15 protein-coding genes are annotated in these 22,860 nt (G+C 70.9%); 9 read left to right on the forward strand and 6 right to left on the reverse strand.

The genetic code is table 11. The annotated features are described in order from the left end of the window. Positions 1-315: 315 nt before the first annotated feature. On the reverse strand, positions 316-1,038 hold the full coding sequence (locus ACWGJO_RS16830) for a hypothetical protein (protein ID WP_452184489.1): 723 nt from the start codon (positions 1,036-1,038) through the stop codon (positions 316-318). Positions 1,039-1,336: 298 nt separating this feature from the next. Here ACWGJO_RS16830 and ACWGJO_RS16835 point away from each other — a divergent pair, with 298 nt between their 5' ends. The 4 genes from ACWGJO_RS16835 to ACWGJO_RS16850 all read left to right on the forward strand — a co-directional run bounded on the left by ACWGJO_RS16835 (position 1,337) and on the right by ACWGJO_RS16850 (position 6,004). Beyond that, on the forward strand, positions 1,337-3,163 hold the full coding sequence (locus ACWGJO_RS16835; RefSeq protein WP_452184491.1) for a hypothetical protein: 1,827 nt from the start codon (positions 1,337-1,339) through the stop codon (positions 3,161-3,163). Between the two features lie 677 nt (positions 3,164-3,840). After that, positions 3,841-4,314 (forward strand): hypothetical protein, encoded by a 474-nt coding sequence (locus ACWGJO_RS16840; RefSeq protein WP_452184493.1) that lies wholly within the window; start codon positions 3,841-3,843, stop codon positions 4,312-4,314. Positions 4,315-4,404: 90 nt separating this feature from the next. After that, positions 4,405-4,770, forward strand: a complete 366-nt coding sequence (locus ACWGJO_RS16845) for a hypothetical protein (RefSeq protein WP_452184495.1) — start codon at positions 4,405-4,407, stop codon at positions 4,768-4,770. Positions 4,771-5,551: 781 nt separating this feature from the next. Beyond that, the gene (locus ACWGJO_RS16850; RefSeq protein ID WP_452184496.1) at positions 5,552-6,004 is read left to right on the forward strand and encodes a DUF6434 domain-containing protein; all 453 of its coding nucleotides are present in this window, start codon (positions 5,552-5,554) and stop codon (positions 6,002-6,004) included. A 274-nt stretch (positions 6,005-6,278) separates the two neighbouring features. Here ACWGJO_RS16850 and ACWGJO_RS16855 read toward each other — a convergent pair whose 3' ends face one another. Next, complete coding sequence (locus tag ACWGJO_RS16855; protein ID WP_452184498.1) at positions 6,279-7,235, reverse strand: proline dehydrogenase family protein; 957 nt, start codon at positions 7,233-7,235, stop codon at positions 6,279-6,281. Positions 7,236-7,375: 140 nt separating this feature from the next. Between ACWGJO_RS16855 and ACWGJO_RS16860 the strand changes: the two genes are divergently transcribed. Then, positions 7,376-8,335: a GlxA family transcriptional regulator gene (locus tag ACWGJO_RS16860; RefSeq protein WP_350878758.1), complete on the forward strand. Its 960-nt coding sequence runs from the start codon at positions 7,376-7,378 to the stop codon at positions 8,333-8,335. 152 nt (positions 8,336-8,487) lie between these two features. On the opposite strand, the gene ACWGJO_RS16865 is transcribed toward ACWGJO_RS16860, so the two are convergent. Next, entirely contained in the window at positions 8,488-9,300 is an 813-nt protein-coding gene (locus ACWGJO_RS16865; RefSeq protein WP_452184500.1) for an isocitrate lyase/PEP mutase family protein, read from the reverse strand. A gap of 277 nt (positions 9,301-9,577) precedes the next feature. Between ACWGJO_RS16865 and ACWGJO_RS16870 the strand changes: the two genes are divergently transcribed. Together ACWGJO_RS16870 and ACWGJO_RS16875 are read left to right on the forward strand one after the other, a co-directional pair. Next, positions 9,578-10,222, forward strand: a complete 645-nt coding sequence (locus ACWGJO_RS16870) for a hypothetical protein (RefSeq protein ID WP_452184502.1) — start codon at positions 9,578-9,580, stop codon at positions 10,220-10,222. Positions 10,223-10,296: 74 nt separating this feature from the next. Next, the gene (locus tag ACWGJO_RS16875; protein ID WP_452184504.1) at positions 10,297-11,232 is read left to right on the forward strand and encodes a hypothetical protein; all 936 of its coding nucleotides are present in this window, start codon (positions 10,297-10,299) and stop codon (positions 11,230-11,232) included. A gap of 345 nt (positions 11,233-11,577) precedes the next feature. On the opposite strand, the gene ACWGJO_RS16880 is transcribed toward ACWGJO_RS16875, so the two are convergent. The 3 genes from ACWGJO_RS16880 to ACWGJO_RS16890 are packed head-to-tail and all read right to left on the reverse strand — an operon-like array spanning position 11,578 to position 14,689. Next, positions 11,578-11,982 (reverse strand): DUF6009 family protein, encoded by a 405-nt coding sequence (locus ACWGJO_RS16880; protein ID WP_097240598.1) that lies wholly within the window; start codon positions 11,980-11,982, stop codon positions 11,578-11,580. Then, on the reverse strand, positions 11,979-13,589 hold the full coding sequence (locus ACWGJO_RS16885; RefSeq protein WP_452184506.1) for a DNA primase family protein: 1,611 nt from the start codon (positions 13,587-13,589) through the stop codon (positions 11,979-11,981). The genes ACWGJO_RS16880 and ACWGJO_RS16885 overlap by 4 nt, the downstream gene beginning before the upstream one ends. Continuing rightward, on the reverse strand, positions 13,586-14,689 hold the full coding sequence (locus ACWGJO_RS16890) for a bifunctional DNA primase/polymerase (protein WP_452184508.1): 1,104 nt from the start codon (positions 14,687-14,689) through the stop codon (positions 13,586-13,588). Before ACWGJO_RS16890 ends, ACWGJO_RS16885 begins: the two co-directional genes overlap by 4 nt. A 1,061-nt stretch (positions 14,690-15,750) precedes the next feature. On the opposite strand from ACWGJO_RS16890, the gene ACWGJO_RS16895 reads away from it, so the two are divergent. Together ACWGJO_RS16895 and ACWGJO_RS16900 are read left to right on the forward strand one after the other, a co-directional pair. Next, entirely contained in the window at positions 15,751-20,346 is a 4,596-nt protein-coding gene (locus ACWGJO_RS16895) for a sacsin N-terminal ATP-binding-like domain-containing protein (protein ID WP_452184510.1), read from the forward strand. 1,030 nt (positions 20,347-21,376) lie between these two features. Continuing rightward, entirely contained in the window at positions 21,377-22,822 is a 1,446-nt protein-coding gene (locus tag ACWGJO_RS16900) for a DUF4158 domain-containing protein (RefSeq protein ID WP_452184512.1), read from the forward strand. Positions 22,823-22,860 lie beyond the last annotated feature (38 nt).

The raw sequence follows: 22,860 nt of genomic DNA on the forward strand, positions 1-22,860 counted from the left end.
GCCCAGTTCTGGTTCAGCGACAAGATCACCGAACGGGCGATGGGCGCCCGCCAGGTGTCCCCGGAACAGTTCCCCGACGAACCCCGGCAGGGCCACGGCACCAGAGTCTCGGCTTACGCGCCCGTGCGGCCGAAGGCCCGACACCTCGCAGCCGTGGTCACACTGACCGCGAGGAATTTTCCGCGGAAAATCGTGCCCGCCGAGAGCGGCCCGTGCCCGGGCAAGCCGTTCGGTACGGCGGCCCGAACCGCTGCCGTCGTGTGCCGTGTCACGATGCCCGCGCCCGCGAACCCCCCGTGCTCGGACCGTCGATCGCTACCAGCCCGGGTACTCGGCGGCCGTGTACTCGTCCGCGATGCCGAACACGCTGGCACAGCGTGGGCATTCGGCACGGCTGAAGAGATACCTGATCCCGGCGGCGAGTACCTGCTGCCCGTCCCGGACGGCGGTGTCGTGCATCCAGCGACCGGTCCCCGAGAGATCCTCACCGGCCGCCGGACGCAGGTCACGTCGCTCCACGTCGCCCAGGTTCCAGTCGCGGATCGCCGAGTAGCGCCCGTGGTCGCCGATGGCGATCGTCACTTCCACAGCGCAGTGGGGGCAGGCCAGGTGGTAGAAGTCGTCGGTGAAGTCCCCGAGGGCGGCGCTCCAGTGGTACTGCGCGTTGGCGGCCAGCAGGTCGAGGAAGGCCGAGAGGTAGTCGTCCGGCCGCGACCTCAGGTACCGGTCCAGCAGCACACGGAACTCGGCGATCGTCCCAGCGCAGTCGGCGAACAGATCGTCGCAGCCGTGGTGCCCCGCCGCGCGCCGCACGATCGTGCCGGCCAGTGCGCGCGCCCGCTGATCGCTCGACGCGAGGCGCACGAGGCGGGGAAGGGCTGCGAAGCTCGCGGGGAAGACGAGGTCGCCTTCCAGGCACAGCCGGTACCCGAGCTCCGTCCACGCCTCGGCATCGCCTTCGCGCTCAACACGGTCCAGAAGCTCGGGAACGCGGTCGACGTCGCCGTGGCAGTCGTACATCCGTCTCCAGTTCACCACCCTGGCATTCAACCGTCTGGAGGCCCCTGAGATGAATCCCCCGGGTACCGGCCGGCTCTCCTGATGGCCGGTCGGCGGGCCGACCGATGACGGGGACGGACGACTTCAGCCGAAGGAGGGCCGCAGAATTTTCCGCGGAAAATCGGTGAGGCGGCGAAACGGACAGCCCCTCGGTGCAGGGACTGGAATCGCATCGAGTCGATCCGGGCCGCACTCGCCAGCCCCTCGTCGCGGCCGAAGTCGCGGCCGGAGTCGCGGCCGCGGACACTGTCCGTGCCCGTACCTAGAGTGTGCCGGTGTGAGATCACCTGAAGAGCTGCACATGATCGACTGGCCGTCGCTGGGACACGCCTTCGGCGACGGCAGCGACGTCCCCGGCTGGATACGCGCCCTGTACTCCGACGACCAGCACCAGGCGGACAAGGCGCTGTCCGCGTTCTTCGGCCGGGCACTGCACCAGGGGTCGGTGTCATCGGCCGCGGTGGAGGCCGTTCCCTTCCTCGCCCACGCCTCGGTGCACACCCGCCACGAACGGGCGAACCTGCTCGCCGCCCTGGCCGGATGCGGCGGCGCCGAAGCCGAGCCGGAGTACGACGACGAGGTGCGGGGGTGTGCCCGGATCGCGGCCGAGGTGGCCGGGCTGCTGCACCTGCTGCGCGACGACGACCCGGTGGTGCGCCGCAACATGGTGCGCGTCGCCCGCCGTGCCACCGGCGAGACCGTCCCCGTTGTCCTGCGCGAGCTGTCCGCCTGCTACACCTCCGACCCTGCCGCCGCTGTCCGCACAGAGGCGCTCACCGTCCTGACGCTGCTCGACCCGGACGGCGATGCCGCCCGCCGCCGCCTCCGATCGGCCCTGACGGACCCGGTGCCGGCCGTCCGCGCCGCCGGCGCTCTGGCCCTGCTGGAACGCTCCGAGGCGCCCTACCCGGCCGACGTGGTCGCTGTCCTGGCCGAGGCCGGGGGCGACCCCGGCCTCGACTTCAGTGCCGGTGAGTTCGTCCCGGGGATCGGTAACACTGACGAACGCACCTGGATCCTGACCGAGGACGCAGACGCCCTGGCGGCGGTGGCCCGCGGCTGGATCACCCACGGGGACCACCAGGGCCGCGGCACGCGCCGAGCCCGACACCTGTCGGCGATGTGGCGCGACCGCGAGGACGAGACCGTCAGTCTGCTCACCGAAGCCCTCTGCCACGAGCACGACCTCTGGGACCTCGGCGGCCTGCTCGACGTGATCTCCCAGTGCCTGTTCGGGGCTTCCCGCCCCGACCCGGCGCTCGCCGACAACCTCCTCCCCCACGTCCACACCGACACCCTCGCCGGCCGCTGCGCCCAGATGATCCTCGGTCAGCTCGGCGATCCGCGGCTCCTCACCCACGTTCCCGAACCGGCGCCGGAGGCACTGGCCGCGCTCGCCATCCGTACCCGCGCCCCCGAGCACCAGCGCCTCGCCCTGCGACACCGGGACGCCACCCACCTGGACAGCCTCTACGACGCTCTCTCCGCCGAGGACGCCCGTACCCATCTGCCCGACCTCACCCGCCTGCTGCGCGACCGCCCCACCCAGACCCTCGTCCGGCGCTTCGGGGACTGGACGATCCGGGACGCCGACCTCCTCGACCGTCTGGAAGCCCTCACCCGCGCAACCGATGACGAGCTCGCAGCCGCGGCAGCCGTCACCACCGCCCTCCTCACCGACGATCCGGGCACCGTCCTGCGCCTGCTGGCACACCAGCTCGCCGAGGACAGTCGGCGGCTGGAGGAGGCAGGACGCCTGGGCGATGCGGCCGCTCCCCTGCTGCCGCTGATCGAGTGCTACCTGGACGACGGCTACGACTGGACCCGGCTGCACGCCGCCGAGGCCCACTGGCGGATCACCGGCGATCCGTCCGTCGTGCTTCCTGTGCTGACCGCGCTGGTCGATCCGTCCCGCCCCGTGGGTGTGCGGGCCCTCCAGGCACTCCACCGGATCGGACCTCCCTATCCGTCCGACTTGCAGCCGCAGCTGCTGCACTGGGCGACCAGTGAACGCCGACTGCTGCGCGAGTACGGCACCTGCTTCCCGGCCCAGCGGCACCGTGACGACCAGCTGCGCGAGACGGCGCGCCGAATGCTCGGCTGACACCACCGGGGGAGTGGGGCCAGGTCCCGGAGTTGAGCACAGGTACTCGTTCCCGCGACGACACACCCGTGACATCCGAGGGGAAGCCGGCGCACCTGGCCTGCCTCTGCGTACCGGCTCAGGTCCACCGGGAGTGACCCGCGATCCGCGCGCCGAATTTTCCGCGGAAAATTCGGCGCCCCGGAAGCCGTCGTCCCGGAGAGGGTTCGAGGGTGATGCAGAATTTTCCGCGGAAAATCGGAATCCTCCGCCAGGCCCCGATGACCAGGCCGACCGGGGCAGCGGTGCAGCGGGTCCCCTGCCTCCCGGCCGTTCCGCCGGTCCCGGATGGATCCGCCGGTCCGGGGGCAGCGAGCAGTCGCGCGGTACCGGGGTGCTGGACGGCGAGGTGTACCGGGGAGGCATAGCCAGTAACCGCCGGACGGTAGAGCCGGGAAGCGCACGACTCACCGAAGCACCGCTGACTCCCACCTCGGATGCTGGTGAACAGGGAGCCGGCCCGGTCGGTCGGTTCGACGGTCCGGCACTGGCGGTGCGCATCCTGCGGCTGGGAATCTTCCGCGGAAAATCGTCCTGCATCCGCGGAGCGACGCCGACGGCCGAGGAGAGGATCCGGGGTCCTCCTCCCGACGGCCCAGCACTTCCCGAGTCGGCTTCCCGCAGCGATCATGGTCGGCATGAACAGTGGGCTCGGCGAGGGCAGCACCTCGGACAGCAGCATCTCCCCGGCAATCTGGATCGAAGAAGTGGGCCTTCGGACCATGGACCCGGACGGCTCTCTCCGACCTGTCGTCCTTCGCGTCGGTCCGTCTTCCGACGCACGCATCGCGGTCCTCGACGACGGTGTTCTCACCGAGATCAGCGGAACCGACTACCTCGACTGCCTCGCCCAGGCCCGGCGGCAGCCGGAGCGCGACGGTCGTCTGCTCTGCTGTCAGGGAGCCCGTCCTGACGTTCATCCGTCGGGACAGTTGCGCCAGTTCAGTAACGGACGGCAGGCGTACGTCCGCTTTCCGGACCTTCAGGGCGAGCCCCCTGAGATCGTCGACATCTTCGCCCCGGCCGAGCCCGGAGACGTCGTCGGTCTTGAGGACCAGCGAGCCACCGCTGTCCGAGCCTGGAATACACGGCACCCGGGACATCAGATCTGACCGCCAAGCAGTCACGCATGGCAGCACCCGCGTGCCGTACCGGCGGAATTCGGTGGAGGACCGCGGCTGGGCAGGGCCATGATCCATCCCATGGAGGCAATCGTGGATCTCGACGAGGCGGCTGCGGAGGTGGCTGTGCGGACGTCCGGTTGGCGGGCCGCTGGTCTCGTGGTGGGAGAGATGACGTGGCGCGACGAGACGGCGTCGTGGCCGCAGGGCCTTGAGACGGACAGGACGCAGGTGACCGATCCCGACTCGGTGGGGGTTCTTGTCTCCGGGCCCGAGGAGGCCGAGCTGTCGGTGGTGCTGTTCCGAGGCGGCTGGGCCGACGTCGACTATCTCGCCGGCACGGACGATGCCGGGACGTTTCCGGCTTCGGGGATCGATTCGGCGGTGGCGTTCGGCATCCGGCTCGACGAATGGGTGGTCCGCGTGTTCGGTGAGCGGAACGTGTGAAGGAACGCCTTCCTCTGCGACGCGGATGGCAGCCGAGGAAAGCCCCGCTGTTGTCAGGAGAGGTCACGCCGAGGCCTGACGGGCAGACCTCGCCGAACCACTCAGCGGGCTGTCGCCCTCCTTCGCTCCCCTTCCGGAGCGAAGGTGACGGAGCCGGAATCGGGCCCTCCCCAAAGCGCACCGCGAGGAGGAGCTCCGCCGCAGTGACGGCCTGGCGATGGAACCGGGAAGCGCTTGATCTCCCGGAGCGGAGGTGCCGAACCCGCCCTGGCCACCCGGGCGGCGGCCCGGGCGGACGAAAACCCGGTGGCCGTCAGGTCGCGGCCAGCCGACCGCAGCCACGCCGCCGCGGTGTCCTTGAGGTGCTCTCAGACAGGTTCGGCCTGCGGGGTGCCGCAGTCCGGGCAGGCGCGCGGGCCCACAACTGCACGCCGAACCCGCCCGGATCGAGCACCGCCGAGACTGACGGCGGGCCAGGCGCGGGCGTCCTTGCGTGCACCGACGACGCCGTCTCTCCGGGGCCGTGGAATTTTCCGCGGAAAATCGTCCGCCCTCAGCCTCGAAGCACCGCCTGCAACCAGCGGGGGAGAGGTGACGGGGGAGGCAGCATGCAGGGACGAACCCCCGGAACAGGATCCGGCAGAATCACGACCGTGATCGAGAGCCGGAACACCAGAACGACAGCCACCGAGTCCAGGCCCCCGCTACGGCCGGCCTCACCGGCGACGAACTGCTGCGCTGGTACTGGACGCTGGGCGAGCTGACGGCTCTCGCCCGCTTGATGGGCGTCGCGCGGCACGGCGGGAAGGCGGCACTGACCGCCCGGCTCGCCGCGACACTGGACGGTCTGCCGCTACCGGCCGCTCCGGCGGGCCGTTCCCGGGCGACCGCGCAGTTGGCCGCGCCCGTTGACGGCGACACGGTGATCGCGCAGGGCCAGCGGTGCAGCCAGGTCCTACGGGAGTACTTCGTCGGAGCGATCGGCCCCGGCTCCCGCTTCGACGCCTTCATGCGCGACCTCATCGCCCGGAGAGCCAGCCTGACCCTGGCCGACGCGGTGGCCCACTGGCATGCCACGCGCGCGAAGACGCTCCGGCCCCGCGAGATCGGGGAGCAGTTCGAGTTCAACCGCTTCACCAGCGCCTGGCACCGTACGAACCCGACCGGCACTCGCGCCCGGGCCCGCGAAAGCTGGTACGCCCACCGCGCACTCCCCACCCCCACCGACGGCTGACAGCACACGCTCGCGGGGAGAGCCGAGGGAGCAGGGCACACCGCGTCCAGGCTGCCGTGGGTGATTCTGTTCACAACAAGGGACAGCGTTTGTTCACCGGCTTGGGCAGCGGACGCCGCTGGCAGCTGATTCGAAATGTTCACGAGTTTCGACAGCAGCGGCAACGACGCCCGGGTGTTGTCGTCCCGGGGTGGGATGGCCCTTGTCGTCGGGGGCTGGCTGGCGGTGCGCACGGCAGCGTGCCGGGGCACGGTGGCGTTCGTCCGGATCGGGTTCATGCGACCGCGTCGACGAGGGCTTGGAGCAGGCGCTGGGGGTCTTCGGCGAGTCGGTTGCAGATGTAGAGCCACCACTCCGTGCCGAAGACGATGTACTCGCGGGTGGGGTGGCCACGCTCGGCCATGGCGTCGAGGCGGTCGGGCCCGAGGCCGAGGAGGGTTTCGAACTCCCAGGGGGCGGAGCCCTGGTTCTTCCTGCCGACGTAGTGGTCGATACGGTCGATCAGCTCCCAATCGTGGGTGGCGAAGGAGCACAGGTGACCCGAGTCGGCCAGCTGTTGCGCGTACTTCAGGTAGGCGGTGGTCAGGGCCGGTGCTTCCCGGCGGTGGGCGATGGTCTCGGGTTCGAGGAAGGCGCCCTTGACCAGGCGGATGCGACCGGGACGGGTGAGCAGCTCCGGTAGATCGTCTGCGGTGCGGTGCAGGCGCGCCTGGACGGTGATGCCCACGTGGTCGAACCGCTCGCACAGCGTGCGGTGCAGGGCCAAGACCGCGTCGGTACGGTCGGAGCCTTCGGCCGAGATCATCATCTCCCGCCCGGTGGCAGCGGTGGCCTGAGCAATGCGGGTGGCGTTGGCCAGCGCGAGCTCTGCGTCGACGGCGAGGCCGATGTGGGAGAGGTCGAGGGAGATCGAGCACTCGGGCGGCAGCAGCCGGGCGGCGGCGAGGAACGTGTCGGTCTCTTCGACGGCCCGCTGCAGGTCGCGGCAGCTCTCGCCCATGTACTCGACATTCACGCGGTGGCCGGCGGCCAGGATCTGCTGCGCGCGGTCCAGGGCGTCGGGGAGGGTTTCGCCGGCAACGTACCGCCGGGCGACCTTGCGGGCCAGGGGGCCCAGGACGGGGTCGCCGGGGATGCGCCACTTCAGCTCCTCGTCGAGCGCGAGTGCGCGCAGGATTTGGGCCGTCTGTGACGAGAGGGCGGCGTTGGTGGCGGGAGTGTGCGTGGTCATCCGGGTTCCTGGCTGTTCGCGCGATTGAGGTTGAGAGGGAACGCCTTCGAGCCTTCCAGGACGGAGCACCCGCTGGGAGTGGCAGAAACGACGGATAAGCTGAAGTTCCTGCCACCGTCGTGAGAGGAGATCGGAAGCCGGTGCTTCGCGATGTCGCCGTCCTGGCTCTTCAAGGCGCCCACGCCTTCGAGCTGGGTGTGTTCTGCGAGGTCTTCGGCATCGACCGCAGCGACGATGCGCTCCCCGTCTACGACTTCGCTCTTGTCTCAGGAACCGGCGACAGCGTGCCGATGCGGCACGGCTTCGAGGTCCGGACCCGGCACGGCCTGGAGCGGCTGGCCTCGGCGGACCTCATCTGCGTCCCGGCCTACGACCCGTACGTGCGGCAGCCGGACAACCTGGCGGAGGAACTACGGGCCGCCGTCGAGCGCGGCGCCCGCGTCCTGAGCATCTGCACCGGGGCCTTCCTGCTCGGCGAGGCCGGGCTGCTGGACGGGCGGCGCTGCACCACCCACTGGCGCTACACCGACGAACTCGCCCGCCGCCACCCGCGCGCCCGGGTCGAGTCGGACGTGCTCTACGTCGACGAGGACCCGGTCATCACCGGCGCCGGCACCGCCGCCGGCGTCGACACCTGCCTCCACCTCATCCGCAAGGAACACGGCAGCGCCGTCGCCAACGCGATCGCCCGCCGCATGGTCGCGCCCCCGCACCGCGACGGCGGCCAGCGCCAGTACCGCGAACGCCCCCTCCCTCGGCACGGGACCGGTTCCCTTGCCCCCGTCCTGGCCTGGATCGAAGCCAACCTCGACCAGGACCTGACCGTCGAGGCCATGGCCCGCCAAGCCCACCTCTCCCCGCGGACCTTCGCCCGACGCTTCCGGCAGGAGACCGGGACCACCCCGCTGCAATGGCTCACCGGACAGCGCGTCCTGCTTGCCCAGCATCACCTGGAGACCACGGACGAGCCGGTCACCGTCGTCGCCCACCGCGCGGGCTTCGGCAGCATCGACACCCTCCGCCACCACTTCGCCCGGCGCCTCGGCACGACGCCGCAGGCCTACCGGCGTACCTTCGGAGCCCCGCCCACCAGCGGATGACCCGCCCAAGTCCACAGCTCCACAGGGTTCGCGCAGGTGCTGTCGATTCTCGTGAACATCGAACAGAGCACCCGCCCAGCGCCTCCCGAAGTACTGAACATTTGCCGTCCAGATTCGTGAACAGAGCCACATGGGCGTATGGCCGGGGGTGGTCAGCCGGTCGTGGTGAACAGGTTGTTGAGCTCCGGGTAGTCGATGGTCTGCCGGAGCCGGTCGTAGCCGCCGACTCGGTGCAGTTCGAGCGCCGCATGCCGTGCCACGGCGTAGGCGGCCTGCGCCACGCTCGAACCGAGGCTGACACGGGCCACGCCCAGGGCACCCAGCTCGTCCACCGGCATGCTGCCCGGCCCCGCCATGATGTTGAGGGGCACCGTCAGACCTGCGACCAGGTCCTTGATGACACCGGGATCGGTGACGCCGGGAACGAAGATCCCGTCCGCGCCGGCGTCGATGTAGGAGCGCGCCCGTCCCAGCGTGTCCTGCAGCCGGGTGGCGGGATCGCCCAGTCCGAGCAGGTAGGTGTCGATGCGGGCGTTGACGAACAGGTCGACGCCCGCCCTCTGCGCTGCACCGCGGGCGGCCGCGAGCTGGTCGACGAGCGTGCCCGGGGAGCGGTTGCCGTCCTCGATGTTGATGCCCACCACGCCGGCTTCCAGCACCCGCGTGACGGTCTCCGCGACCTCGGCGGGGCTCTGTCCGTAGCCGCCTTCGATGTCTGCGGTCACCGGAACGGTGACCGCAGACGCGATGCGGGCGATGGCGTCCAGCATGGGGCCGCGGGGAGCGCGGTCCCCGTCCGGGGCGCCGAGCGACCAGGCCACCCCGGCGCTGGTGGTGGCGATCGCGGTCGCCCCCGCGGCTTCGATGACGCGGGCGCTGGCGACGTCCCAGGCGTTCGCGAGTGCGAGTGGGCGAGCAGGCGTGTGGAGGGATCGGAAGAGCGAGGACTTGCTTGCGTTGGACATGCCCCTCAGAAAACCAGCAGGTGAAGCCGCTGTCCGGCGGGAAACCGACACGAACGTGCGCAGGCCCCGGCCATATCCGGGCGATGGGCCTCGCGATCACGAGACGCTGCCGGTTCGCGTGACCGGTTCGGTCGGGCTCTGCTCGATCTCAGGAGCAGCGCTACCACCGCTCACTGCGGTGATCACGCTCGAACAGCTGTGGCGCGCACATCCAGGAGCTCGCCGGCTTCCTCACCGAGACGGTCAGCAGCGACCCGGGCACCAAGACGGAGGACCCGTGAGCCCTCACCTGCCCATCGACGGGCAGGTCTGCGCCGCGATGGAAACCGAACTCGCCAAGAGCGAGGCAGCCGGCCGACGCGTCACCGTCACCAACGTCGAGAAGCGCCTCGGCGTCACCCACTCGACCTTCTGCCGCAACTACCCGGAACTGATCACCTGCTTCAGGAAACGGCTCGCCGACCGGCACAGCTCGGCCACGCCCCCGAAGAACAGCGCCCGGGCCGAGGGCGAGAACGCCCGTCTTCGGCGGGAGAACAGCGACCTGCGCAAGCTGGTCCGCATCTTTGCCGAGGCGACCCGCCGGCTGACCGTCGACAGGGCCTCCCTGGAGGACGAGTTGCAAGCGCTGAGCGGGGTGACCAGGCTCACCGAAGCCGCCTCCGCAACGCGGACATCGGACAGAACTGGAGGCCTCGCACGACGTCGAAGGAGCCACCTGGTGGTCCGGCCCGGTGCGTTCGCCGACCCGGGGGCGCCGACCACCCGTCATCAACCCGGAGATGAAGCGCCCTCGGAAGCCCTGGAGCCGCTCCGAAATCCGGTGGATCCTCTGCCGCGGGCGAGGCACAATCCCGGTGAACCGCAGCGGGGGGAGTTTGTTTGGACGTGTTCGCGTGTGCCGGGTGCTGCACCGAGCTGACGGCACCGGTGTCCCGGGTCGCACTCCCCGTCCACACTCACTACGGGGCCTGGGAAAAGCTTCATCCTCCGCTGATGGAGCCGTCGACGTACGCCGTCGAACCACGGCCCACCGGACCGCCCTGGCGGTTGTGGGAGGAAGTCGGAGAGGAAGCCGCCGCCCGGCAGGGCGTGTACGCGCCGGTGTACTCCGTCTCCTTCGGCGCGCGGGACAAGATCGTCATCGCGCCCGGTGACTCCCGGTCGATGACCCTGATCCTGGAGAAGTGTGAGGGCTACTGCCAGGGCGTGGACGGCCGGGCCGGGCCCAATCTGGCCTGTACCGGGTGCGGCCGGGCCGTGGCGACCCGGATCGACGACTGCGGCTCGTGGCAGACGGTGTGGCTGGAGCCCGAAGCAGTCGTCCGCCGTTCCTCGGGGCTCCCGTCCGACCCGCTACCCGACTGGGCGGACCTGGAGCGTGCCGAGCACCGCGTCCCGCCCGTCGAACCCGACGGGTCGTGGAGCCGCCGCTGGGAGGCCGCGGTCGGCGTCGCGCTGGCCCACCTCGTGGCGGCCGCCGGGAACCACCCGGTGACCCTCCCCGCCGGCCCCGTCGCCGAGCTGCTCGGCCACGCCGTGGCCCGCTACCTCCCGCCAGGGCCCGACCCCCGCTCGGTGGGACTGGCCGGCCCGGGCATCCCCGAGCCCCGGCCCCGCCCCGACGTCCTCCTCGTCCCCCGCCACCCCGGCACCGGCGAGCCGTGGCACCCACCCGACCGCGAGGCGACGGTAGTGCCGCTGGACAGCGGAGTTTGGGCGTACCTCACCAGCCCCGCGGAGGAGACCTCGCCGACGCCCGCCACCGGGGTACTCCCGGAGGGTGTCCTGCGCGACGACTACCCACTGCCGTCGCGCCCCTGGTACCCGTTGGAACCCCACGACGGCGCCTTCACGTACACCCTGGTGGGGCTGCCAGCGATCCGCGGCCCCAGGCTGCGCAGGTATCACGACGCCGCGTACCAATCGTGAGCCCCCGATGGGCGTTGTGGGCGCCGCTTCGGACCGTCCCGGCGTCCGTGACTGTTCCTCCGGGGCTGCGGGTGCGAGCTCGGTGTTGGCGTCAAGGAGCCGTTGTCGGCTGGCTGTCGGCCTGCGGAAGGAGTTGAACCACGCTGATCCGGGGGGAGTTGCCGGTCTTATGGAACGCGCGGACTCTCCAGCGTCCTGCGGGTAGGTGGACGGGGGCACGGCTTCCCAACACCTGCCCGCGTGGGCCAGCCGCCGAGTGTCATCCGCCGAGTGCCGCTTCGGTACATGGCAAAGGGGCGGCTCGACTACGAGCCGCCCCTGTCCCGCCCTCGCGTCTCCGGGCCGTCAGGCCTTCGGGAGCGTTATCCCCAGTTCGAGCATGGCGGGGGAGGCCGGGCCGCCCTCGGAGCGCTCGGTCTTGTAGCCCTTGACCCCGGGTGCGACGGTGCGCGGGTCCACGGCCTCGGAGGGGGCGCCGGTGGAGTAGAGGCCCTCGGGGTCCTGGTCGCGGTCGTGCGGCAGGAGCCAGAAGACGCGGCGGCGGAAGGTGCCGGAGGCCCGCGAGGACTTGGCGTCGGGGCCGAGGATCGCGTAGCCGACCATGCGGCCGTCGCGGTGGTAGGCCGGGCGGCCGCGGCGGGTGGTGAGGCGGTCCAGCGACTGACGGACGTAGTCGAGGTCGGAGGTGTCCTCCAGCCAGACGAGGTCGGTTTCGTGGGCGAGCTCGGCCGGGTCGATCAGCGCGCTCACGCGTTGTGCTCCTCTGTGTCGTCGGTGATCAGGCCGATGCCCGGGTAGTACTTGCGGCTGTTGGACAGGACCATCTCCTTGGGAGATGTCATACCCAGTGTCTCGCGAACTCGTGCGGCGAAGGCACGCCCGGATACGGGATTGGCCCCCTCGAAGCCGCACCAACGGGTGTAGGCGCCGAAGAGCTGGGACTGTTCGGCCCGCATGCCCTCGCCTGTGACGCACGCCTCCTTGAGGAAGCGGCCGACGTGGTCCTCGGTCTCGGCGTAGGCGGTGGTGGCGGTCTGGACGGCCTGGGGGCCGGCGAGGTCCTTCTCCCCGGCGAAGTAGCGGCGGGCTCCCTCGATGAGCCAGGCCAGGATCCCGGGCCCTTCCTCGCCGACGAGGACGTGGGCCAGGTTGTCGATCTTGCGTTCCTCGGGGACGACCCGTTCGAACGGGATCAGGCGCATGCGCCGCCAGAAGGCGAAGCCGCCGGTGCCGACCTCGGGGCGGTGGTTGCCGAGCAGCCAGAGCTTGTGGGTGGGCTCGAAGGAGAAGAAGTCCTGACGCATCCGACGGGCCTTGATCTTGTCGCCGCCGGTGAGCAGCTTGACCCGGGCCTCGTCGAAGCGGTCGCCGGGCTTGAGTTCGGAGCAGACGATGATGCGTCGGCCGTGGAGCTCGGCGAGGTCGGTGGGGTGGCCGTCGAAGGTCTTGGCCATGAGGAAGCCGGGCGGGGCCGCGTCGGCGTAGTCGCCGAGGAGCTGGATCATCACGTCGAGCAGGACGGACTTGCCGTTCTTGCCCTGGCCGTAGAGGAAGGGCATGACCTGGGCGCCGACGTCGCCGCTGATGGAGTAGCCGAGCAGCAGGTGGAGGAAGTCGCGGGTCTGGCGGCCTTCCTTGTCGTCGCCGAAGGTGTCGGTCAGGAAGCGGTTCCAGCGCGGGGTGGGCATCCGGGCCGGGGCCAGGGTGGTGGAGCGCGAGTGGTGGTGGACCGTCGGGTCCGGCGGGACGATCGCGCCGGTGCGCAGGTCGACCACGCCGCCGGGGGTGCACAGGGCGTACGCGTCGGCGTCGAGGAGGGCCGCGTTGAGGACCATGCCGGGGGCGGACTTGGCCTGGGTGAGCATGGCGTTCATGCCGGAGGTGGACAGTGCCCGGCGGCGGTGCCTGCGCAGGTCGGTGTTGGTGTAGAGGCCGCGCGAGTCGTGGGTGGCGATGCTCTCGGCCATCTCGCCGGCCGCCCACAGGACGGTGTCGTCCTCGTCGAGCTGCCAGCGGTGGGCGGACCACCGGTACCAGCCGAGGCCGGGGACGTGGCGGTAGTCGCTTCCGTAGAGGTGGACGAAGAGCTTGGCGTTGCCACGGTCGGAGAGCGAGTCGGGCAGCAGGCCGTGCGCCGTCGCCTGCGGGCCTGCCGCGGAGACCTGGACGGGCTCCGCCGCCGCCTGCGGGGGCGCGGGAGCCTCCGCGGGGGGAGGGGAGTCGAGGAGGCTCTCCTGCACGGCCGTACCGTGCCAGGGAGGATGGGCGGGACCCGGAACGGACGGGTAGTCCAGGATCTGTTGCGCCGTGGCCACGGGGTCGAAGACCGTCCTCTTGCGGCGGGTGCTGTCGGTCATCCGCGGGCCCTTCCGATGTGCAGGGGCTGCCGGGTTCCGGCCGCCAGGCCGGAACGGATGACGGCGGAGTTGTGCCTGTCCTGGGAGGGACGGGCGGTGCGGGCCGCGTCGAGGAGGAGCTGCTCGGCGACGGCGTGGGTGAGGTGGCCGGCCGAGACCAGACCGCCCACGGTGTAGGCGGCACGGTTGAGTTTGCCGGTGAAGCCCGCGCCCTCGGGGGTGTTGGCACAGTCGGTGATGTCCTGGAGCACGGTGTCGAGCACCTTCTCCGCACCCTTCCTGCCACCGCCCGCGGCGACGACGGCCTGGCGGGCCCGGTCGGGAACGGCCGGCTGCGGCAGGCTCGGCCGACCGGGGCGGTCCTGGAGGTGGCCGGTGCGGACGAGTTCCTCGGCGAGCCACTCGGGCAACGGGGCGGGGGTCCTGGCTCCCGGGAGCGGGGTGTAGGTGCCTGCCGCCGTGACGGTCCCGGGGGCGACGATGTAGCCCCCGTGGGCCCGGACGTCGACCTGCCAGGCCAGCGCGCGCCCCGCGGAGGAGCCGGTGGAGCAGGCGAAACGCCGGTCGGTGCGGTCCTGGTACCAGATGTGCAGCCCTCCGGAGGGGGTGCGTACGCGCAGGGTTTCCTCGTCGGTGGTCGGATCGGGTGCCCGACGGAGGGCGGCCAGCAGGGCGAGGGTGTGGTAGCCGTTCTCGAGCCCGTCGAGGTCGACGTCCTCGTGGATCGGGATCCCGGGCAGGATGCGGTCGCGGGCGGGGACGACATCGGTGTGGTTGTCGACGTCGATGACCACCAGGCCTGCCGGGCCGCAGGCGACCGCGGCCCCGAAGTCGGGATTGACCCGCCACCAGGCGGTGAGGACGCCCTGGTCCAGAGTCGCTGCGTGGAAGCCGTGGCACCAGCGGCCTGCGGCGGGGCAGGGGCAGTCGGTGGGGGAGTGCGGGGATTCCTGGCAGGGACGGCAGTTGGCGGGTGGGGTCTTGCGTCCGGGGGCGAGCGGATGGACGGGCCATCCCTGGGCCGCACACCAGCGGGCGACGGCCAGCGCATCCGGCTGGCGGCCCGCTCGGTCGCTCCCCACGGCCATCGGCGCCGTCACGCTGGTCCCTTCCCCTTGTTCGGTAGCTGCTCGAACTTCGGTCGCTCGTTCAGTCGCTGAGGGCAAAAAGCCAGGTCAGGGCACTGGCAGGACCCCGATCAGCGACTGAAGCGACCGAAGTTCAGAAGATAGCTCACACAGACTAGCCGAGCGGGGACGCGCGGACCGTTACTACCGGGGTGGGCGAACAAACTCAGCGACCGAGCTCTGGGGGAGCGACTGAGCCCGTTCAGTCGCTGGTTTGGTCGCTCCGACGTTTTCGCAGGTCAGGAGTGATTTTCACCGCAAACAGCGACTGAAGCGACTGTAGCCCGGGTCTATAACGCGCACACGCACACGGGAATGTCTTCATATACCCGAGCTTGAGTCGCTTCGGTCGCTGATCGGCTGGGTGTATGTGCTCTGACCTGCGGATTTGTGCAGCGACTGAAGCCCAGCGACTGAAAGCGACTGAGTCTCTCAGGGCGTATCCCCCGGCGTGTCGGGCGTGTCAGGTCCGCCGGAAAGTCCCGGGGCGAGTCGCTTGGGTCGCTTCGGTAGCTCGCTCCGGCGACCGATCCTGCGGCCCGGTTCCGGGCAGAGCACACCGGCAGCCCCGGATCCGTGCTGACGGAACGGGCGGAGGATCCGGGCCGTCAGTCGCTCCGGTCGCTGTGGCACTGCCTGCCGGAGACGCTCGTGCCAGGCCGAGAGCGAGACCTCCGGCCCGTTGCCCGGCGAAGTGAGCGACTCAGCGACCCAAGCGACTCAGAAGCGGACTTGCCGTGGCCTAGAACAGCCTGTCGGGGCGCCGGCGAGGGTGAGCCCACAGGCCGTACTCCGATCGGGTGAGCCGATGCATCCGCCACTGACACCGAACGCTTTCCGCTGCCCGTTTTCAGCCGGGAATGCGTACCTGGTCGAGGCCTGGTCAGGGCAGAGCCTGACCAGGCCTCGCTGGTCATCACGGTGACCAGTGCCTCCCAGGCCGTCAGGATGTGGCCGGATTCGAAGGGCCGTGACTCGAACCACCGGTCGCATGCAGATCCTTTCCCCAGGACCGAATCCAGGAGGAGACGCAGTTGACCAGGGGTGGGAACGACGAACTGGCCGAGGCCGTACAGGCCTTGTTGGAGGGGAAGCCCGATCCGGGTGTCGAGGCGCGGACACCGGAGGAGGCCGCCCGCGCCATCGGGCTGTTCGACAAAGGCATCCGTGAGGTGAAAGGGCTCTTCCGGCAGATGGCGGAGGGCGCCCAGCAGGGCGCCGAGACGCTCTCCTCGGACCGGCTGCAGGTCCTCTCCGAGATGGTCCAGAACGCCGACGACACCGGAGCCCGTGAGATCCGCTTCCACTGGCGGCCGACCGAGCTCCTGATCGCGCACAACGGCAGCGGCCTGCGCCTGGCCGACATCCCGAGACTCGGGCTGCCGTGGATCAGCGGCAAGCGACTGGACTCCGCGAGCACCGGTCGGTTCGGCATCGGCCTGACGACACTCCGGTTGCTCTCGACCTCCTGGGAGGTGCACGGCCACCCGTACCACGTGCGGTTCGCCGGCATCACCCTGGAACCGGCCGACCTCCTACGCCTGCCGGCGGACATCTCGGGGCCGGAATGGACGGTCTTCCGCATCCCGCTCGACCCCGGGGTCCTCGCGGCCGAGGAACTCCTCGAGTGGTTCGAGAACTGGCAGGACAGCTCCCTGCTCTTCCTGCGCCACCTCGAACAGGTCACCGTGGCGACCGCCGACCCCACCGGCCCGAAGCAGAGGGTCCTGCGACTGAGCTGGCAGAACGCCACCTCCCTGAGCCTGCCTGTCGACGGCGCGGAGCACGCCGTCCGGGTGCGGGAGGCCCGGACCACCGGGGGCGCCCTCTGGCGCGTCTACGACACGCTGATCCCGTCCCGGCCCGAGTGGCGCCGCCTCCACAAGAAGCTCGGTCCCACCGTTCCGGTGGCCGTGGCGCTGCCGATGGACGGAGCGGCCACGGGGTACGTCCATGCGGGACTGCCGGTGGCCCCGCTGGCTGTCTCGGCCCGGGTGCACTCGCAGTTCGACCCGATCGTCAGCCGCGAGGGCTTCGCCGCGAGCATCCTGAACTCGGCACTGGTCCCGGTCGTCGCCGACCTGTGGCAGGCCGCGGTACTCGACGTCCTCGAACGGGTGGAGCCGTCGGCCTGGCACCTGTTGCCCCTGACCGAGCCTTCCGCCCACGGCAAGGCCGGGCTCCCCGACCGTCTCGTCAGCACGTTCCTGGAGCGGGCCAGGGAGGAGGTGGCCGCCGCGCTCACACTGCGGGTGCCGGACGGGGCGGCCGTCCCGCTCGCCGGCCTCGCGGTCGAGGCGCAGGAGCTCACCGGAGTGATCTCGGAGCGGGACACCGCACAGCTCGCGGAGCTGGAGCACTGTTTCCCGGGCGCCGCCCGCGACCGGGACGGCCGCTGGCGCGAGGTGCTCTCCGACTGGAGGACCGCCGGTCCGGTGGAGCTCCCGGACGAGATCGAGGTCGGGGACACGGTCGGACTGCTCAAACGGTCCACCTACGACGTCGACCGCACGGTCCGCCTCACCGCCGTCGCTCTCCGCGCCGGCCTGGAGTTCACGCTGCGCTTCCGCGCGTGCCTGGCCACGGCCGACGGTCAGAGGCTCGCGCCGTACGAGCACTTGTTCGCCGACAGTCGGGGAACCGGACTGCTGGATCCGTTGGGCATTCTCCGGGACCTGCATCCCGCCTACTGGAGCGACGACGACGCGGCCCGACGGGTCACCGGCTGGTTGAGCAGGAGCGGCTACCTGGTCCGCCGTGACGACACCGCGGCCGTCCTGCGCCGCCTCGCGCACCTGGGGAGCACCGGCGGCCGTCTGCCGGCCACCGACGTCTCCGGACCCGACCGGCTGGTCCTGCTCCAACGGGCCCTGGCCGAGCTCCCGGCCCCGGAGCGCGAGCGACTGGGCCCGGGAATCGGCCGGACCGTGCGGCTCGACGCGTACGAGTACGGCGCGGACGGTGAGGAGAAGGCCTGCCAGGCGGCACCGGACCGGCTCTACCTCCCCCGGTCGTTGGAGAGTTCGGGAGGCGACCGGTTCGCGACCGCCGCGCGCAGGACCCCCGGACTACTCTGGGCGCATCGTTCCTACGCCAAGACGCTTCTGCCCGTCTCGCAGAGCGGTGGGCTGAGTCCCACGGCGTTCCTCCGTCTCCTGGGTGTGGCCGACACTCCCCGGCTGGCCCCGGTTCTGCAGGGTGTGAAGAAGTACGACCGGTCCCGCGACACGCGGGTGGGGCTTCCCCACGACAGTTGGCAGTCTCCTGGCAACCGCAGGCGGGCGGTGGCGCGGCTGCGGGCCACCCACACTCTGGACGACCGGGCTTCGCTGGACCTCGAACGAGTCGTCAAGGACATCACCGCCGAGCGCGACGTCGACGTGCGGCGGCGGCGTGCGGCCGCGCTGCTCCATTCCCTGGCCAAGCTGATCACCGGCCCCGAGGCGACGGTCGAGGCCGCCACGGCCTACCACGGCTGGACCGTGAAGGGCTCCGTTCCCGCGCTGTGGGTCTGGAACCTGCGCGACAGCGCATGGCTGGAGGACGAGAAGGGCAACCTGTGCCGTCCCGGCCACCTCCAGTTGCGCACCCCCGACGCCGAAGCGCTCTACGGACAGGACGAGCCGAACTACGTGCACGCGGAGCTCCAGCACGTGCTGGCCAACCGTGCCGACGTGCTCGCCGCCCTGGGAGTGGTCGGCGACCCGGATGTCCCCCAGCTGATCGACCGCCTCCGGCGGCTGCGCAAGCGGCCGTTGGGCACCGGAGCCACGGCAGAGGCGCTGAGGGCCGAGGTCTACCTGGTCTACCGCGCGCTCGCCAGGCGTCTGGCGGAACGCACGGGCGACACCGCTCGCGCGCAGCTCGAGAAGCGGGTGACGGCGGCACTGCGGGGCGATGACGCCCTCGTCCTCACCGATCTCGGCTGGCGCCGTCCCGGGGACTGCTTCCGGGGCGCCGCCATCCTGTACGGCCTGCGCGCCTTCGTCCCACCCGGTCCCGAGCTGCTGCCGCTCTGGCAGGTCCTGGGGATCGGGGAGCCGGGGCCCGAGGACCTGGTCGAGGCCCTCAAGGAGCTCGCGGCCGGCGGATCCCCGACGGGAGGGGACGGGGAGCGGCTGATGCTGGAGGCGCTGCGGTCGCTGAACAGGCTGGTCGGCGGCGCGGGTGCGAGCATCACGCCCGGCCTGAGGTCGAAGCTGCGCTGGCTGCCGCTGTGGACCAGCGCCGGGTGGGTCAAACAGCAGAACTCGGTCTACGCCGTGGCCGCCCACCGGTCGGTCGAGGTGGCCTTGGCCGATCGTGTCCCGCTCTGGCAGCCGGGCGGCGACGTGGAGCAGTTCGCCGGGCTGTTCGGCCCGCTCGGCGTGCAGGAGCTGGACCTGGCCTCGGTCGAGGCCGTGGAACCCGACACGGCGGTCCCCGACTCCGGTCTCACCGAGAGCTTTCGGCGGGCCGTCACCGTTCTGCAGGACCGCCTGGTCCGGGACGAGCCGGCGGCCGCCGAGTCCTTCACGGACTGGGCCTGGCTCGCGGGCCTGGAGGTGCGCGTCCTGCCGGGTCTGCGCGTCCGGTTGGACCTGGGCAAGGACCGCGAGCCGTTGGAGATCCCAGTCGGCGCGCACATCGACCAGTCGGCCAAGGCGCTGTTCCTCTCCGCCCCGACGGAACTGCTCTCCCGACTGGGCACCGGGGCCGCCGTGGCCTGCCATTTCCCGGGATTCCGCGGCCAGGTGGCCCGCCACTGGCGGGACTTCTGGGAGGAGGACGCCGCCACCACCGGTCACGCCGTACCCCTCACCTCGGCCGGCCAGCGGGACTTCGAGGAACAGCAGCGCCGGGACGAACTGTTGCGCGACCGCTCCCTGCGGGCGGCGACAGCGCCCGCGAAGCCCGGCGCCTCGCCGAAGCCGGCGCAGGACGCGCGCCGTACCCCGGCGAAGCCCGCCGCACTGGTGCCCGCGCCCCGGCCGACCCCCGAGGGCGACACGGCGGCGACAGCCGCGTCCGCACTGCCGAAGCCGCGCAACGCGGTCGTGCCCGAGCCACCGAGGCTGGTCGGCATCGACCGGCTCGGCCAACCCACCGCCCGCCGGACCGGGTCGGCTGCCGGCACCACGGGGGGACCGCTCCCGACCCAGCCGCAGCGGCCGTCCCATACCCGGGCCGGCGGCCTGTCGACCCCCAGGCCTGGCGGCGCCGTACCCCGCGAGCAATCCGCTCGGCACGGATTCCAGGACAGCAGCTCCAAGGAGGCCCTGGTCATCCGAACCCTCGCCGCCGTCCTCGGGGAGGACGCGGAAAGCCTCGACCAGCGCGGAAAGCAGAACGTCGGAGCCGACGCGGTCGACAGCGCCGGCCGCTACTACGAGATCAAGGCACACGGCGGCGCCCGACCGAGCGTCGTCACCCTCACCGTCGCGGAGTACAACCGCGCCCGGGAACAGGGGGAGAACTACATCCTGCTCGTCGCCGAACACCTCAACGAGGGCAGCGGAGGGGAACCGCGCCTGACCCTGATCAGCGACCCGCTGGTCAAGCTCGACCTTGAGCCCGTGTCGGACGTCCGGCTCAAGGGCCTGCGCGGAGCCGACCTGGAGACCGTCGTGTGGGAGTGGCCGACGACCTGATCCCGACGGGAGGCGCATCCCGGACACCTCACCCGGCTCGGCAGCCGGAGGCGGCCGGGATGCGCGTTCTTGACGAGGAAGTGCGAAGGGCCGGTACGTGCCGGAGTCGGCGCGTACGGGACGTCGGTCTCACCAGAAGGACCGGACGGGGAGCGGACCTGCCCGTCGCCGGCCTTCTCCAGATCCTGGACGTCGTCGGGTGCGCAGGCGTACTGCTCGATGGCGACCCGGGTTGCGGTGTGCCGGTCAAACGGCGGGCGGGCGACCAGCGGTTCGAGGCAGGGGCTGCCCACGTAGCGGTCGTTTCGGTCCATCCGCAGGAAACCGGCCTGGACTGTCGATGTGGTGGGGTCTGCGCTGGTCCGTCGGCACCGGGCTGACGCCTATGGTTTCCCGGCCCCCAGATGCCTTCTGAAAGACCGGCGGCGCCCCGTGTCTTTCGGGCCAATGCGAAACCCACCAGCCTCATCGTGGTGTAAGCCCGCTAAACGGTGACCTCGCTGAAAACTCCGCTGATATGTGCAGGCATGGGGAGGCCGAGGACGGCCACAGCGACGGGCCGTCAGCCGATCGCTGGGGCAGTGCCCGGGCGGCGGCGTCGCCGAGCTCAACGTTGTCCTGCGTCAGCTGCTCCGGTCCCGGGCCCTGGCCGACGGTCCTCACCGGTGAACCCGTCCTTCTGCACCCACACCTGACTTCAGCAGCCCGTACGATGCTGTCGACGGTTCAGAGCCGACCCGCCGGGGCGCAGCTGGGAGAGATGGTCTCTGGGGCGTCGGCTCCGTACACACGGGGCTCCGGATTCGAACTGAATGAACTGGCGTACTCTGCGCCCAATCGCCGCAGGTCAGGAAGTGTCGGCCCCGCGCACGCGGGGATAGGCCCTGTCCTCCCGAAGCTGCCACGAAGTGACAAGTAGCTCTCTGTAGCGGATCTGGGGTCTGCTTGTCAGAGTTTTGGATCTTCTGGGCTCATCGAGGGACCTGCTCGGCGAGGTTGGTCCGGTCATGACGACCGGAAGGAGCCTGGGGTGCGGCAGGAGTGGGAGCCGGAGGACCTGATCGAGGTCTGGACGCTGCTGGAGGAGGACCAGGAGCGGCTGCGGAACAAGTCGGGGGCGAACCGGTTGGGGTTCGCGCTGTTGCTGAAGTTCTTCGAGGTTGAGGCCCGGTTCCCGGAGGACGCTGGGGAGATTCCGGTGCCGGCGGTGTCCTACGTCGCTCAGCAGGTGAAGGTGCCCGCGGAGGAGTGGGCCGCGTACGACTGGTCGGGGCGGGCGATCAAGCGGCACCGGACGGAGATCCGGGGCGCGTTCGGCTTCCGTGAGTGCACCAAGGAGGACCAGGCCCAGCTCGCAGAGTGGCTGGCGGTCGAGCTGTGCGGGGTGGAGCTGAACCGGGACCGGCTCGCGGAGGCGGTGGTGGCCCGCTGCCGCAACGACCGGCTGGAGCCGCCGACGCCCGGGCGTATCGCCCGGCTGGTGGGCTCGGCGGTCAGCACCTTCGAGGAGCGGTTCTGCGCGGCCACGGTGGGACGGCTGTCGGCGGCGACTCGGTCCCGGCTGGACGACCTGATCGCCGAGGACGCCAGCACGGACGCGGAGAGCGCGGGCGGTGGGGGCACGTTCTTCACCGAGTTGAAGGCGGACCCGGGTGCACTGGGGCTGGATAGCCTGCTGGCGGAGGTGAACAAGCTCCAGCGGGTGCGCGGGCTCCAGTTGCCGCCGGAGCTGTTCGGGGACGTGTCGAAGAAGCTGGTGGCGGCCTGGCGGGCACGGGCGGCGAAGGAGTATCCCTCGGACCTGCGGGCGGCAGCGGGGCCGGTGCGGTACACGCTGCTGTCGACGCTGTGCCACGTGCGGGAGACGGAGATCACCGACTCGCTGGTGGAGCTGTTCATCCAGCTCGTGCAGAAGATCAACACTCGGGCGGAGAAGAAGGTCGAGGGCGAGTTCAACAAGGAGCTCAAGCGGGTCCGCGGCAAGGAGGGCATCCTGCTGCGGCTCGCGGAAGCGGCGGTCGCGGAGCCGGGCGGCACGGTCCGCAAGGTGATCTATCCGGTGGCCGGGGAGTCCACCTTGAAGGCCCTGGCGGCGGAGGCCGCGGCGAACGAGGCGCGTTACCGGGCCCGGGTGCGGACGGTGCTGCGCTCGTCGTACTCCAACCACTGGCGGCGGATGCTCTCGCCACTGCTGAACGCGCTGGAGCTGAAGTGCAACAACACCGCCTACCGGCCGGTGATGGACGCGATCGACCTGCTCAAGCGGTACCTGGATCAGCGCATCGCCAAGGAGGGCGCGTTCTTTGACGAGGCGGAGAAGATCCCACTCGCGGGGGTGGTGCGCGAGGAGTGGCGGAAGGCGGTGGTGGACGAGCGCGGCCGGGTCGAGCGCATCCCGTACGAGCTGTGCGTGCTCGTGGCGCTGCGGGACGCCCTGCGGCGCCGGGAGATCTGGGTGCCGGTGGCGGACCGATGACGGAACCCGGAGGACGATCTGCCGCCGGACTTCGAGGA

The sequence above is a fragment of the Kitasatospora sp. NPDC054795 genome, from assembly GCF_053611565.1.

Bases quoted from the DNA above. Each gene is read 5' to 3' on its own strand.
- ACWGJO_RS16850 (WP_452184496.1), top strand. From the start codon at position 5,552: ATGGGCGTCGCGCGGCACGGCGGGAAGGCGGCACTGACCGCCCGGCTC.
- ACWGJO_RS16885 (WP_452184506.1), bottom strand. From the start codon at position 13,589: ATGACCGACAGCACCCGCCGCAAGAGGACGGTCTTCGACCCCGTGGCC.
- ACWGJO_RS16855 (WP_452184498.1), bottom strand. From the start codon at position 7,235: ATGACCACGCACACTCCCGCCACCAACGCCGCCCTCTCGTCACAGACG.
- ACWGJO_RS16865 (WP_452184500.1), bottom strand. From the start codon at position 9,300: ATGTCCAACGCAAGCAAGTCCTCGCTCTTCCGATCCCTCCACACGCCT.
- ACWGJO_RS16840 (WP_452184493.1), top strand. From the start codon at position 3,841: ATGAACAGTGGGCTCGGCGAGGGCAGCACCTCGGACAGCAGCATCTCC.
- ACWGJO_RS16875 (WP_452184504.1), top strand. From the start codon at position 10,297: ATGGAGCCGTCGACGTACGCCGTCGAACCACGGCCCACCGGACCGCCC.
- ACWGJO_RS16845 (WP_452184495.1), top strand. From the start codon at position 4,405: ATGGAGGCAATCGTGGATCTCGACGAGGCGGCTGCGGAGGTGGCTGTG.